Below are 13,593 nucleotides of genomic sequence, written 5' to 3'. Positions count from 1 at the left end.
GTTGTGCTGCGATAATTTTGTATTAAGACACAGCAATATTACGTGACAAGGCAGAAACTTCGCGGGATTGAAGACCTACTATTCTTCAGTATTCTCCTGCAGATCAGGAACAACGCGCAGGTGCGCACGCGCCGCTTCCCTTGCCGACTTACGTGCACTCTCGCGCACCGAGTAGCTGGACGGGTGCCGATTCGCATCGACGTGATTGATGCTCAGCTCTCGCTCGTCACGCAACACCAATCCAGTGGCATTACGACCCGCTTCCCGCACGGCTTCGGCAAGCGCCGTGAGATCGTCGTCGTCATGCGATGAGTCTGGGAGGTCATAGCGCACAAGTTCCCAGCCCAATGGCGCGGTGATTTTGCGCGCGTGAACTTCACACAAGTCCCAGCTATGCGGTTCACTCGCCGCAGCCAACGGTCCGACGACTGCGGTGGACTCGGCATAGGCGTACGTCAGGGTCGCAATGGCAGGCTTGCCACAACCAGGGCGGCAGCAACGTCGAAATTCACTCACGACCGAAAGTCTAGACCCAAACTTGAGGTTTTTACAGTCGTGCCTCCAGAAAAAGCCTTTCTCCAGCGATAAGCTCACCAATTATGAATGCAAGTCGACGCCATGATCGCCGTGGCCCAGCCCGCGGACCCCTGCTGCCGTCAGAGGTTCCACGTTGGCGCAGTCGATCTGAAGCATTCGACCAAGCAGTCCTCGATGCCTACGCACCAATTAATGCCCGGTGGAATTCGCGACTCACCCACTTGGATGTCGCCATCGATAATGTGCCCCGCATGCACCTGCGACCCGACACGATCTTCCCTGATGAGATCGTCGCCGACGGGCCAATCCCCCTCGGCCGTCTCATTCCAGCTGGAGTTGATCAGCTAGGTCGCCCCACGAGGCCTTGCATTGTCATGTTCCGGCGCCCATTGGAAAAGCGAGCAACTTCGCGCAGCGAATTAGATTCGCTGCTCACACATGTTTTGACACGTCTCGTTGCGGTTCATCTCAATATGAATCCGCACGACATCAATCCAGGATTTGACGACGACTAGTTGACCGGTCAGTTGCCCGCACTGTGGGCAGCTATAACGACACCTCAAAAACAGGCGGCAGTGAAGGAAGCACACCACACAAAAAGGGCAAGAAACGCACTGCGCTTCTTGCCCTTTTCACCAGAGAAAACTTGTTAGCTAATCTGCTTCTTCAAACGGCGACGTTCACGTTCGGAGAGGCCACCCCAAATTCCAAATCGCTCGTCGTTCTCCAGAGCAAATTCCAGGCACTCATCGCGAACTCCACATGCCCGGCAAATACGCTTCGCCTCACGTGTAGAGCCACCCTTTTCTGGAAAGAACGCTTCCGGGTCAGTCTGGGCACAGAGCGCTTGCTCCTGCCAATCCTGATCAACCGCCTCAAACAGGCCAGACAAGTCGTCTGCCCATTCCGCCAAAGGGCGGGGCTGGTTCACCGCCGTAGCTTCGTTCACGTGAGATTCCCCCGCACTGTCTTCCCGACCGAGCGCAGAAGTTCCGTTGATGCTGGACTCATCCATACAGCGGGCCTCCTGCCGGCAGATCAGGGCTATTGGAACTGGACTAGATTACTAAGTTACGTGGCTGCGGATACTAAATAACAAACACGTAATTCACACAACAGCATCCAACTTACCAAGCTTCCCCGCCCCTGACCCAACTTGGGTCAATTTCGAAGGAAATTCTGGTGCGAATTGGATGCCATCCGTGAAACACACACTTGTGATTACACACGTGGAACACCAAGCGGTCAAGCTGAAAAGTGAAATTCAATAGATCTCTTAGTTCCCGCAGAAGGCAATCCCCCCGACTGCGGGATCAAGTTCAACTTTAAGGATCAGGCACGCCTGTTTTTCACGAAGCCCAGCCACCAGGCATGCAACCCTCACGGACTACACCTGCCCTCAATTCCCAGGTCACCCGTTATTTCCTGGCACGCCCTTAGACGTCCGTCGAAAAGCGGATTCCACTGTCGGGAACGACAACACCAGGCCAGACTCGGATGCCACCGACCAGTTCGCACCGTGCCCCGATGGTTGCACCTTCGCCGATCACAGCATCACGAATGACAGAGCGTGGGCCGATATCTGCACCAGCCGCAATGATGGAACGTTCAATGACCGCACCCGCTCCGATACGAGCACCATCGAAAACGACAGTCTGATCCAACCGGGCACCTGCCCCAATTTCAGCGCCACGACCTACGACCGTGCCGCCGTAGAGAAGCGCTCCTCCACCGACAGCAGCGGAATCGTTGACCAACGATTCGCCATGACGGTTCTCAAGCAACGGTGACGGTGCAATGCCACGAACAAGATCCGAGGAACCACGGACGAAATCAGCCGGCGTTCCCATGTCTCGCCAATACGCGTAATCGACGTAGCCATAGACTCGGCTGCCACTTTCGAGCAGCGCCGGGAAAATCTCGCGCTCAACGCTAATTGCTCGACCTGCTGGGATGCCCTCGATAATCTCGCGACGGAACACGTAACAACCAGCGTTGATTTGGTCGGTTGGCGGATCCTGAGTCTTCTCGAGGAACTCTAGAACTCGTCCGTCCTCATCAGTTGGAACACAACCGAATGCACGTGGGTCTGGAACTCGAACCAAATGCATGGTGACATCTGCGTTCTTCTCCCAGTGCGTGTCTAGTACCGCACGCAGATCCGTACCGCCGAGCACATCTCCGTTAAAGACCATTGCGGTGTCGTAGCGCAGCTTCTCAGCAACGTTTCGGATGCCACCACCGGTGCCCAAAGGCTCGTCTTCAACGACGTACTCGATCTCGAGGTCCATTGACGAACCATCGCCAAAGTGCTCTTCAAAGACCTCAGCCTTGTAAGACGTACCCAATACGACGTGGCGCATGCCCGCCGCGCGAATGCGCCCCAAAAGATGCTCCAAGAAAGGCACACCTGCAGTTGGCAACATTGGCTTCGGGGTATTCACCGTCAGCGGGCGCAGACGGGTGCCCTGTCCTCCGACCAGAATCACTGCATCAACATTCGCGACCTTTTCTACAGTCTCGGCCGAAATATTTGGTGATGTTGGTCGTGGAAAACCGTGGACATTATCCAGGCTGGTCATGGTATGAGGGATCCTCCTGAGTTATTCCTTCTAACCATTCTTACGCTTACGAATCGCCAAAACGATGCTGCCACGCAGGGCGAGCCCCACCTTCAGAGCCAGGCGAATCGGTGCACGAAGGGTTCCGGGGAGTCGATCCGACATGAACCGATAGGCAGAATCGTGATGCGCTTTCACAGTAATCTCTGGATGCGACGATGCCGAATGGCCTTGAGCATGGCGAATCTCTGCGGTCGGACAGAAAATGTTACGCCACCCCGCTTTGCTGAGCCGATCCCCTAGATCAACATCCTCCATGTACATGAAGTACCGGGAGTCGAACCCACCGATTGCCTCGAAAGCAGTCCACTTCAGCAGCAGACACGAGCCGGACAGCCAACCGGCATCCCTCTCCCGATCCATATCCGAATCATCGCGGTAGCGTGCCGACAACGGATTCTGTGGCCACACATCAGCAAGCACCGCATGCCCGATGCCACTAACCAATTCTGGAACGGCACGTGCCGACGGATAGACCGACCCATCAGCCTCGCGGATTAAAGGACCGATCGCGCCAGCCCGTGGATTCCGAGCAGCACATTCCAACATGGCGTCAATGGAACCGGGAGAGAAAATGACATCAGGGTTGACCAACAGCACATAGTCTGGGTTGATTTCGCCTGCCTCACGCTGGGCACGCAGCTCTGCAATGCCACGGTTGGCCGCCGCGCCATAACCAATATTGCCGCCGGTTGGCAGGAACAACACATTGTCGCGACCATCGGCTTTAGCCCGCTGCTCTTCCGCTTCTGGGGCTCCGTCAACGGATCCGTTATCGGCCATCACGAAGTAGTAGCCGTGGTTCGTAGCGTCGGCAAGCGAATCAACCAACTTGCGCACATGCTCACCCGGAGAATAGGTGACCGTCACGATGCCCAAAGGCAGCGTCGATGTCGTCGTCGCCTCACCATCGTCTGGTGAAGGTGCATGTCCTCGTTGATTGTCCTTGCCCGTACTCACGGGAACAACCCTAGGTCAGCACTTTTGTTAATGCGTCCCGCCACTCCGGTAGTGGCGCAAAACCGGCCTCAACCCATGCCTGACCGTCGAGCACGGACCAAGCCGGCCGACGAGCTGGAGTGGGAAACTCGGAGCTATCGCACATCAAGACTCTCGTCGGATCGGCACCAACTGCACGAAAAACTTCACGAGCCAGGTCATTCCACGTCGCTGTCCCCGATCCCGTCACGTGGAAGATACCCGGCACAGGGCGCAGCGCACATTCCCAGAGTGCCGCCGCAAGATCACCAACAAAGGTCGGGTTGCCATGCTGATCATTCACGACTTTGATCGTGCCGTCGGGAGCCGTTCTGTTTTCGAGATTCAGCATCGTGGACACGAAATCTTTCGCCTGTGGCTGGGTAGGCCCTGACCACACCCACGCGGTACGAACGACCGTGGCTTGTGCTGTTGCGTTGAACACAGCGAGCTCCCCTGCTCGCTTCGTCTTTCCGTACGCAGTGTGTGGATTGGTGGGATCGGTGGGGGTCCAGGGTCGTCGTAAAGCAGATTCCCCAAAGACGTAGTCAGTCGAGACGTGGATGAAGTGTGAGCCTTCAGCAGCCGCCCGCGCTGCTAGCAGTCCCGGCGCCACCGCATTCAATGCGTAGGCTGCATCGACGTGCTCTTCTGCGCCGTCAACATCGGTGTAGGCGGCCGCATTAATCACAACATCCGCCCCCACAAAAGCAGGGTGCTTTGCGACGGCCTGCGCATCCGTCACGTCCAATTGCTGGCGAGTGAGCGCCCGTACTTCCACGCTCTCAGGCGCGCTGGCCTGCAACGCGGTTCCCAATTGCCCAGCAGCCCCCAGAATTACTGCCGTTCGCGCTGGCGCATCTTGGCTGGAAAGATGAGGGAAATGGGTGGCGTGGTTTCCGGTCATTGTCGCTCGAGTCATTATCGTGGAAATATATCTAGGTCAGTTGTCAGCTAATACTGTCGCATATTTCTATCAGTAGTTCGCAGGAGAAATACCTTGAGTGAGAATCCTCGCCACCCACGGCACGTGCGCGATATTCAGGCGCCACCGTCGTTGGCGGAAGATACGAAGCAGGCCTGGCCGCAGTCGATGCGTGCGGTCCTGATTATCGTGTCGGTGATTTGTCTGACGGTTTCTGCTGTTGGCTGGTGGTTTGTTGGTCGCGCTGCTGAAGGACTCGATTCTGGTGGTTCGCTGGGACTGGGCTTGGAGCAAGACGGCGCAACGGATATTTTGTTGGTTGGTTCGGACTCCCGAACGGATGCACAAGGTAACCCGCTGACGCCAGAGGAAGTTGAAATGCTTCGTTCTGGTGACGAAGTCGCGACGAATACTGACACGATCATCATCATTCGAGTACCTAACGACGGCTCGTCGGCAACCGCGATTTCCGTTCCACGCGACACGTATATCAGTTTCCCAGGCATGGGCAACACCAAGATCAACGGCGTGTACGGAAATGCAAAACAGGCTCGTGAAGAGTCCATGCGCGACGGTGGCGAGTCTGATCCTGCAAAGATAGAAAAGCAGTCGACCGAGGCGGGACGCGAGGCTCTCATTCGTGCCCTCGGTGACCTCACTGGTGTGACCATTGACCACTACGCCGAAGTTGGATTGCTTGGCTTCGTTCTTCTCACCGACGCCATTGGTGGCGTAGACGTTTGCCTGAATGCCCCTGTCTACGATGAATTCTCTGGCGCGAATTTTGATGCAGGCCAGCAGACCCTAAGTGGACCTGACGCACTGAGCTTCGTCCGTCAGCGTCATGGCCTACCACGTGGTGACCTCGACCGTATCACCCGCCAACAGGCTTTCATGGCGTCTTTTGCGTCGAAGTTGTTGAACGCTGGCACGCTGTCTAACCCAAGTCGTTTGAACGAACTTGGTACTGCGGTTTCTCGTTCCGTCGTATTGGATGACAAGTGGGATGTCATGGGCTTCGCCACCCAGATGCAAGGGCTCACTGGCGGCAACGTGAAGTTCGAGACGATCCCCGTGACCAGTATTGACGGTACTGGTGACCACGGCGAGTCCGTCGTCACGGTGGACAAGGGCCAGGTGCATAAGTACTTCGATTCCTTGATTGGTGTCGAAGAAGCAACTGAGTCCAGCGCTGCAAAGGACGCACCGAAGGATCACAAGGCTGCCGAAACTACGGTCAGTGTGTACAACGCCACTGGCATCGAAGGGCTTGCTTCTCGGGTGTCTGAGGCACTCACCGCCAAGGGTTACACCGAAGGCACGGTCGCCAATGCCGAGTTCGCTGGCGTGGCTATTAGCCAGGTGAATGCGGCCGACCCAGATGATCCCGCGGCAAAGGCGATTTCAGAGCTCCTTGGCGATCTGCCGATTGTGCACGACACCACCCTGGAGAAGGGGCAGGTATCAGTTACTGTTGCCGGAGACTACGCAGGTCCAGGATCCGAGGTCACTGAAACTGTCGAAGAGACCGCCGAAGCCGAAGAGGCACCTGCAGATGACGGCGCAACCAATGACGTTGTCGGTGAAGAAGGCGACGCACTGGAAGAAGACATCAGCCCTCATATCGATGCTGGTGGTAGCGGTGTCATGTGTGTGAACTAGTCGCTCGCCCCAGCTGAGCAGGACTCACGGGGCGGCCTAGTTCCCACTGGGTGGCGTATCAGTTCGCTGAATCAGGTTGAACTCGTGAATTGTGTCGAGTGATTCCTGGGCTGATTCTTCGTCGAGAATGCTCATCGCAAAACCGTTTTGGAACAATACGTACTGCCCCACGTGAACGTCCGGTACGTACGCCACGCAGCATTGTCGCGTCTGTCCGGCGACATCAATGACTGCCATTGGAAGGGGCGAATCCGAATTGCCCGTGAGTTCGACGACCTTGCCTGGAATTCCAATACACATGGTGTCTAATCCTCCGGGTTCATCTGTGCGAACCGTACATTCATGTGGCCCTGCGGAGCCGAGCTTACTGGCAGGCACGGATCAGCAGCGCGAATAGACTCTTCGATCGCAGTGTGCCCGTCGTTTGATCCATGGGTGACCAATGAGGCTCTCAACATGCTTGCCAACCATGGCTCGTTCTGCGCCGTTGGTGTCAGAATCTGGCAGTCGATCAGTTGGCCGGAATGATCAGCAGTGTAGCTATGCACCAGTAGTCCTCGAGGACCGTCGATGATGCCAATGCCAGTCCCCTCCGCCAGCCGCTGCGCGTCCGCTCCGTCAGCAACAAGCTGACCTCCCCCGCTTTCAGTCAACAATTCCGGCTGTGCCAGAAGCTCTGCTGCTTCGTCCAATGCATCAAGCACCAACTGTGCTTGTGCTTGGCCTACGCTGTATGAGTTCGCAGTGGCAGAGTTTTCTGCTCCCACCGCCGTCCGCGCGATCGGCCCGACTCGGTACTGCTCGTCGACCTGCCCCACGGTGATCACAGGGCGTGGAGCGGCAGCACCAGGCACAGTCTCCGACACATACTCATGCCACTGTGCTGCTGGGAACATGATCTTTTCGGGACTCGCTTCACGACGAGCCGCTACCCAACCACCCAGCGCATCGAGATCTCCGTCTCGATTGACCGCCGCAAGGTTGTAGCCAGCAAATGCTCCTGAGTAAGTGCCGGCATCCGGGTCATCGTCCACGATGCCCCCCAGCACTGCCTGGGCTTTATCTCTAATCTGAGGCAGCTGAACGCTTGCAGCGTCCAGCTTTTCGGCATCTGCATAGCCTCGAACTCCACCGGGAATGGCGACATCCGGGAAGTGCCCTGGGCAACCAGCAGCTGCGAGCAGCAACTTACCGAACTTCTTGAGCTCAATAGCGAAAGCCTGGTCGACAGAGAAGTACTTTGGCGCAATTGTGTCGAAGATGGAGCCGACATTGAGGAGTCGTCGTATAGCAGCAGCAGTTGGAGGTACCACTTCGACACCACAGAGCGCGTCAAGAGCAGCCACACCTGCTAGATGATGAACCACTGGGCAAATGCCGCACAAACGCTTGACGACGTCCGGTACTTCTACAGCAGCACGCCCCACGAGCATGGAATCGACGCGTGGCAGACCCGAAAGGTCGAAAGCGACATCTTGGATGGTGCCGTCGGGTGCTCGGTCGACGGTGAGAGTGGCTTCGAAAGGGTCGACAAACTCGTCAAGTTGCAGAGTTTCTCTGGCCATCAGTTGCCTCCTGAGCTGATTCACTCATGAACTAGTCATAATGGTAGTTGTGCATGAACTTGGGTTGTTGAGCGGAGTGGTCCGCAAGATTGTTGAGGTTCGCCCTGATGCGAAAGTCGACACGGTTGCGCTACGAGTAGGAGCCCGATCCGGCGTAGTCGTGGAGTCGCTTCACGCGGCGTGGCCTATTGCGCGGCAACAAGCGCCGGAGCAATGCGCTGATGCCGAATTGACCATCGAGTTCATTCCGGCGACGGTGTACTGCCCCGCGTGTGCGTGTGAGCACGAAATTGACGAGTTCTTCGCGCTCGTATGCCCCATCTGCGGCGCACCGACTGCGGATCTGCGCCACGGACGAGAATTCGAGATCGCCTATCTAGATGTCAGCTCCAACTAGTCCTGCAACCACGTCTGCATCAACTCACGGGCGACCTGAACTGCCTCCGCCACCGAAGCCTTCGCTGCCTCAGTGAGACCAACATTGAGTTCCGTGGACTTTGCGACGATACCCACCACAGCAACATGCTCGGGTTCGTTGTGGAGTAGTCGTGCTGCAGCGAGCAAATCAAGCAGCCCTACCTGGTGAGGCGACAACTTCGCCTTCAGGAGTCGCGGTACCTGATCTCCTTCCCGCACCACCACGCTGCCCGGCGCGCCAGGCCCCGTCACGGCGTCTAGCAGCAACAGATACTGCGCGTCCTGCACGATAGGAAGCAACTCCATACCGCAGGTGCCACCGTCGATGAACTGGACGTCGAGTGCGGGAGCGTCGGTGGGTGGAATGTCATTCGCATCGACGCCCCACTCTGGTCGCGCGGTCGGATCAGCAGCTTGGCTCGGCAGATGGAACGGCTTTTCATCACTTCGCCGATCGACCTGATCCGGCTCAAGCATCCACTGCTTTTCCAACTGACGCAGCAGCTCCAGCCCAATCCCATCGTCTTCCATGATGGGATTTCCAATTCCGAGAACTGTAATTTTGGCTGGCATTTACCCGATCCGAGGTCCGTCGACAGGCTTGGTTCCGCGACGTACCCACATGCCACCATTCAGCATCGAGGACAGGCCACCATGGCCCTCCATGATGTCTGCTCGGAAGACGAGGTAGACGTGAATGACCACGAACGCCCAGATGATGTACATGATGATCGCGTGAATGAGTCGAACTATCGGAATACCCAACCAGTGCACTGGGTACGACAGGATCACCCAAAACATATTCGACTGATCTACCATGCCGTATAGCGCGAGACCGGTGAGCATCTGCACGATGCACAACACGTAGATTCCGGTGTACGCGAATTGCTGGAGTGCATTATGTCCCAGATATACTGGACCTTCCTTCTTCAGGAAAAGGTAATGCTGGATCGTGCCAAACATGTTCTTGACATCGGTCATGTTGTACAACGGCCAGAAGGATCGCCATTGCGACTGTCTGTCCTTTGCCTGGAACACAAGAATGACGCGCCACACACCCAACAAAATCCACGCAAATGCGGAGATAAAGTGCGCCAATCGGATCCAGCCCATGAGGAATCCTGAACCAGACTGATCCATCGTCGATGGGCCGAAGAACGGCGCCATGATATAGTAACCAGTCACCGTCATGACAATCATGAGTAACAGATTCGCCCAGTGCTGGAAGCGCAAGGCACCGCTCCACAAGCGGACTCGAACCCATTCACTAGGATTCTGACGAACCGTATCGTGGAGGTCTTCCTTCGGCACAACTTTCATGCCAACGAGACCTTCGGCCATGAAGTCTCCCACCGTGCCATCTGGAGCGACTTCTGCAACTGCGACACCCATGGAACGACTACCGCGCTTCTGTAAGACATTGGCGTTGGTAGCCATGAGCTTCAGGTCAGAACGCTTCCCCTTCGACTCTTTCAGCACCGATTCCAGGTCGCCTCGCATGATGACGACATCGCGAGGTGGTTCATCGTCGATACGGAAATCATTAACGCGGGCGAGCGAATACTTGCGCTCTGGAGTTGCTGGTTCGAAGTCGCCTTCGGGAATCGTCGTAACGCTGAGGTCCGGGCGATTTGCGCGCAATGATGCAGCAAGTGCAGCGTCAACTGGGTCAGAAGAACCAGCAGGAGCAACCGCAGCAGCGGCAAGTAACTCCGTGGCGCTCAAGGTACGGACAGGAAGCGACTGGGAAACCTGCAACGCAAGTTCACCTGATCGCTCAGGTTTGGAGGATCGTTCTTTTACAGCGTGTGAGCTAGTCACGGCGTAGTCACCTGGAACAATTCGTCGCCATCAGTATCAAGGACATGCACTGCGCAAGCCATGCATGGATCAAACGAGTGGATAGTGCGCATTGGTTCGAGCGGCTGCTTGGGGTCGACAAGTGGGTGCTCACCGTTGCCGGAGAGAGCTTCTTCGTAAGGTCCGATCTGCCCCTTCGGGTCACGACCAGCTGCTAGCCACGTCGTTGGCACGACGGCCTGGTAGTTCTCTACCTTCTTATCCTTGATGACAACCCAGTGGCTGAGCATGCCACGAGCCACCTCAATGAATCCGACGCCTTCTGCAGTTTCTGGCCAAGTACTTGGATCCCACTTGCTGGAGTCAAAAACGTCAATGTCGCCCTGCTTCAGCGCCTCGACGAACTGCGGCAGCATCAGCGTGGACATCGCTTCCGCTGATGTCACTGCTTCAATTGCGCGAGCCAACGTACGGCCTGCGGTGGAGTTCATCTGCTCCAGCTTCAGTCCGTGCTTCTGCAGCGCTTCATCGACGAGTCGACGGGTGGTCTGTTCCCCCTGGTTGTATGCCAATAACACGCGAGCTACTGGGCCGACCTGCATTGGGCGACCGTCATAGCTTGGGGCCTTAGACCAGGTGTACTGCTCGCTGTCAGCCAGCCACTTGAATGGTGGCTTTGGACCGGTGTAGTTGACGGTGGTTTCACCCTTCCACGGGTGCAGCGCTTTGTCAGTTCCCTCTTCGTATTCGTACCACGCAGAGTTGGCGTACTCGCCAATCTTGTGCGGATCAAATGGATGCAGCTTAGTGAAGTCTCCATCCAAGAAGACGCCTGGTTTAATTTCAGGGTGCACCGATTCGATGCGAGATTCCTTCGGATCGCCGGCATACGTGGCACCAGCCATACCGACGGCCATCATGTTCTTCGTCGAAGCACCGATGTCGAAGTATTCCTTGTACACCCCCATGATCGCGAGTGCGTCTGGGTAGTAGCAGTCATTGACAAATTCGACGATCTCGTCAATCCAGACTTTGATCTGGTCCAGGTGTACTTGGTTGACTGTTTCGGACTTGTCCGGGTCAATAGAGCATGCCATGCCACCAACGAGGAAGTTCGGGTGCGGATTCTTGCCACCGAACACCGTCGAGATGCGGATAATCGAGCGCTGGAATTGCAGCGCATCGAGGTAGTGAGCTACCGCCATGAGGTTGGCTTCTGGTGGCAGCTTGTACTCTGGGTGCTCCCAGTAACCACCAGTGAAGATGGACAGCTGACCCGAATCGAGAATGCCCTGGACGGTCTGCTTGACGCGCGCGAACGTCTCTTCGGTATTGCCCTTCCACTTAGAACCAATCGACTTAGCGAACTCCACGGTCTTCGCTGGGTCAGCTTCTGCAGCCGAAACGACGTTTACCCAGTCCAAGCCATGTAGGTGGTAAAAGTGCACAACGTGGTCGTGAACACCCTGTGCACCTAGCACTAGGTCGCGAATACGGCGAGCCTGAGGCGGTGGCGTGATGCCCAAAGCATCTTCCACTGCAACAACCGAGGCAACGGAGTGCACGCCCGTGCATACGCCACAAATGCGACCAACGAATGCCCACACATCGCGCGGGTCATGGCCTTTCACGACGGTCTCAATGCCACGGAACTGAGTCGTTTCCGCCCAAGCGGTCTTGATCTTGTCGCCCTCACGCTCGAGCTCAATGCGAAGGTGACCTTCGATTCGAGTCAGTGGGTCAATTACTACTCGTTCTTTAGCCATTAGATGTCCTTCTTCGCAGAGTCGGCGTTATCGACTGTTCCCATGCTTGTCGACGTTGCTGCTGGTTCAGCTTCGTCTCCAAATGCTGCAAGTAACTTCTCTTCGCCGTTCTCGCGGCGCATCGAGAGCTTCTTGATGACTGTTAGGCCGCCATGTGCTGCAACACCTGCAGCTGCGACGCCTACCATGCCAAGACCCACCTTCTCGGCAGTACCTTCTACGCCAAGACCTGGGACGTTAGGCAACGTGTCGTAGAAAGGAGTGAACTTGTCGAAGAAGTCCTTCTCTGTACAGCCAATGCACGGATGTCCCTGACCAATTGGCCAGCCGGACTTCAAGTTCCACTGGATGATTGGGCATGGACTAAATGTCGACGGCCCCTTACATCCCACTTCGTATAGACACCAGCCATTACGTGCGCCGTCATCATCGAAGGTACGAACAAACTGGCCAGCATCGAAGTGTGGTCGACGTGGGCACGAGTCGTGAATGCGCTGATCATAAGCAAACAGCGGACGACCTTCAGCATCAACCTTAGGAGCTTCACCGTGGGTCAAAATGTATGCGAGAGTCGCGGTGATGACTTCACCGATTGGCGGGCAACCAGACACGTTGATGACTGGTTTGTCCTTGATAATTTCATCGACACCAACGGCACCCGTTGGATTCGGCTTTGCAGCCTGTACCGAGCCGTACACTGCACAGGCACCCACTGCGAGAATTGCCGTTGCGTTCTCTGCAGCTTCAAGAAGTACTTGCTCTGCGGACTTACCACCGATGGTGCAGAACGCGCCGTCTTCACCAAGTGGAATCGACCCGTTCACCACCAAAATGTGGTCCTGGCTGTTGACATCGTGCAAAGCCTTCTCTGCAGCTTCACCCGATGCGGCCATCAGTAGGTCGTTGTACTCCATCGACATGAGTTCCAGCACAACTTCTTCAGCAGTAGTGCCACCGGAACGCAACATCGATTCCATACAACCGGTACATTCTTGGAGTTGCAGCCACGCGACAAGTGGCTTCTTTTGAGCTGCAAGCTTTTCGGCGATTTTTTCCGCCTCAGGCTCCAGTTCTTGTGCGATCGCTGCGGGAGGATTGGGAGTACCGACTGCAAAAATTGCAGCTAGACCTCCGCAGAACTTTAGGAAACTACGACGAGAAACGCCTGCTCTAGCAAGGTTTTCGCCGAGAGTTTCCTCTTGCCAATTAGCGCCATGGAACATATGGCTGTGCCCTCTTCATCACGTAGCAACCTGCTGCTACAGACCCATATGCAAGCGTTCTGCCAGCGAGTTGCACCAAAATTGCATATTCACCTTTGA

The 13,593-nt window shown here is 56.2% G+C and carries 14 protein-coding genes; 3 read left to right on the top strand and 11 right to left on the bottom strand.

The window, feature by feature from the left end; genetic code table 11:
- Window positions 1–78: 78 nt before the first annotated feature.
- Entirely contained in the window at window positions 79–516 is a 438-nt protein-coding gene (locus WG938_RS02765; RefSeq protein WP_339977297.1) for a DUF3499 domain-containing protein, read from the bottom strand.
- Window positions 517–599: 83 nt separating this feature from the next.
- Between WG938_RS02765 and WG938_RS02760 the strand changes: the two genes are divergently transcribed.
- On the top strand, window positions 600–1,052 hold the full coding sequence (locus WG938_RS02760) for a metallopeptidase family protein (RefSeq protein WP_339977295.1): 453 nt from the start codon (window positions 600–602) through the stop codon (window positions 1,050–1,052).
- A 134-nt stretch (window positions 1,053–1,186) separates the two neighbouring features.
- On the opposite strand, the gene WG938_RS02755 is transcribed toward WG938_RS02760, so the two are convergent.
- The 4 genes from WG938_RS02755 to rfbD form a co-directional block, all read right to left on the bottom strand.
- A complete protein-coding gene (locus WG938_RS02755) occupies window positions 1,187–1,552 on the bottom strand; it encodes a WhiB family transcriptional regulator (RefSeq protein WP_339977293.1) in 366 nt (121 codons plus the stop codon).
- Window positions 1,553–1,973: 421 nt separating this feature from the next.
- Window positions 1,974–3,119: an NDP-sugar synthase gene (locus tag WG938_RS02750; protein ID WP_339977291.1), complete on the bottom strand. Its 1,146-nt coding sequence runs from the start codon at window positions 3,117–3,119 to the stop codon at window positions 1,974–1,976.
- Window positions 3,120–3,149: 30 nt separating this feature from the next.
- Window positions 3,150–4,043, bottom strand: a complete 894-nt coding sequence (locus tag WG938_RS02745) for a glycosyltransferase family 2 protein (protein ID WP_339978757.1) — start codon at window positions 4,041–4,043, stop codon at window positions 3,150–3,152.
- 85 nt (window positions 4,044–4,128) lie between these two features.
- Window positions 4,129–5,058, bottom strand: coding sequence for a dTDP-4-dehydrorhamnose reductase (gene rfbD, locus WG938_RS02740; protein ID WP_339977289.1), 930 nt, complete (start codon window positions 5,056–5,058; stop codon window positions 4,129–4,131).
- Window positions 5,059–5,136: 78 nt separating this feature from the next.
- Between rfbD and WG938_RS02735 the strand changes: the two genes are divergently transcribed.
- A complete protein-coding gene (locus WG938_RS02735) occupies window positions 5,137–6,723 on the top strand; it encodes an LCP family protein (protein WP_445292879.1) in 1,587 nt (528 codons plus the stop codon).
- A gap of 36 nt (window positions 6,724–6,759) precedes the next feature.
- Here WG938_RS02735 and WG938_RS02730 read toward each other — a convergent pair whose 3' ends face one another.
- Window positions 6,760–7,023, bottom strand: a complete 264-nt coding sequence (locus WG938_RS02730) for a HypC/HybG/HupF family hydrogenase formation chaperone (protein ID WP_339977287.1) — start codon at window positions 7,021–7,023, stop codon at window positions 6,760–6,762.
- Between the two features lie 5 nt (window positions 7,024–7,028).
- The gene (locus WG938_RS02725; RefSeq protein ID WP_339977285.1) at window positions 7,029–8,288 is read right to left on the bottom strand and encodes a nickel-dependent hydrogenase large subunit; all 1,260 of its coding nucleotides are present in this window, start codon (window positions 8,286–8,288) and stop codon (window positions 7,029–7,031) included.
- Window positions 8,289–8,337: 49 nt separating this feature from the next.
- Between WG938_RS02725 and WG938_RS02720 the strand changes: the two genes are divergently transcribed.
- Window positions 8,338–8,685 carry a hydrogenase maturation nickel metallochaperone HypA/HybF gene (locus WG938_RS02720; protein ID WP_445292878.1) on the top strand — a complete coding sequence of 116 codons (348 nt, stop codon included), beginning with the start codon at window positions 8,338–8,340 and terminating at the stop codon, window positions 8,683–8,685.
- Here the strand turns inward: WG938_RS02720 and WG938_RS02715 are convergent.
- Genes WG938_RS02715 through WG938_RS02700 form a run of 4 tightly spaced genes read right to left on the bottom strand, consistent with a single transcriptional unit; the run spans window position 8,682 to window position 13,494 of the window.
- Window positions 8,682–9,278, bottom strand: a complete 597-nt coding sequence (locus WG938_RS02715; protein ID WP_339977281.1) for a hydrogenase maturation protease — start codon at window positions 9,276–9,278, stop codon at window positions 8,682–8,684. The genes WG938_RS02720 and WG938_RS02715 overlap by 4 nt on opposite strands.
- On the bottom strand, window positions 9,279–10,526 hold the full coding sequence (gene cybH, locus WG938_RS02710; RefSeq protein WP_339977280.1) for a Ni/Fe-hydrogenase, b-type cytochrome subunit: 1,248 nt from the start codon (window positions 10,524–10,526) through the stop codon (window positions 9,279–9,281).
- Window positions 10,523–12,271 carry a nickel-dependent hydrogenase large subunit gene (locus tag WG938_RS02705; RefSeq protein ID WP_339977278.1) on the bottom strand — a complete coding sequence of 583 codons (1,749 nt, stop codon included), beginning with the start codon at window positions 12,269–12,271 and terminating at the stop codon, window positions 10,523–10,525. The genes cybH and WG938_RS02705 overlap by 4 nt, the downstream gene beginning before the upstream one ends.
- Window positions 12,271–13,494, bottom strand: a complete 1,224-nt coding sequence (locus WG938_RS02700; protein ID WP_339977276.1) for a hydrogenase small subunit — start codon at window positions 13,492–13,494, stop codon at window positions 12,271–12,273. Before WG938_RS02700 ends, WG938_RS02705 begins: the two co-directional genes overlap by 1 nt.
- Between the last annotated feature and the right edge of the window lie 99 nt (window positions 13,495–13,593).

The sequence above is a fragment of the Corynebacterium sp. H113 genome (assembly GCF_037572315.1).
Classification (GTDB): Bacteria; Actinomycetota; Actinomycetes; order Mycobacteriales; family Mycobacteriaceae; genus Corynebacterium.
Note: the sequence above shows the minus strand (reverse complement) of the source record. Positions and strands in the feature narration are given on the sequence as shown.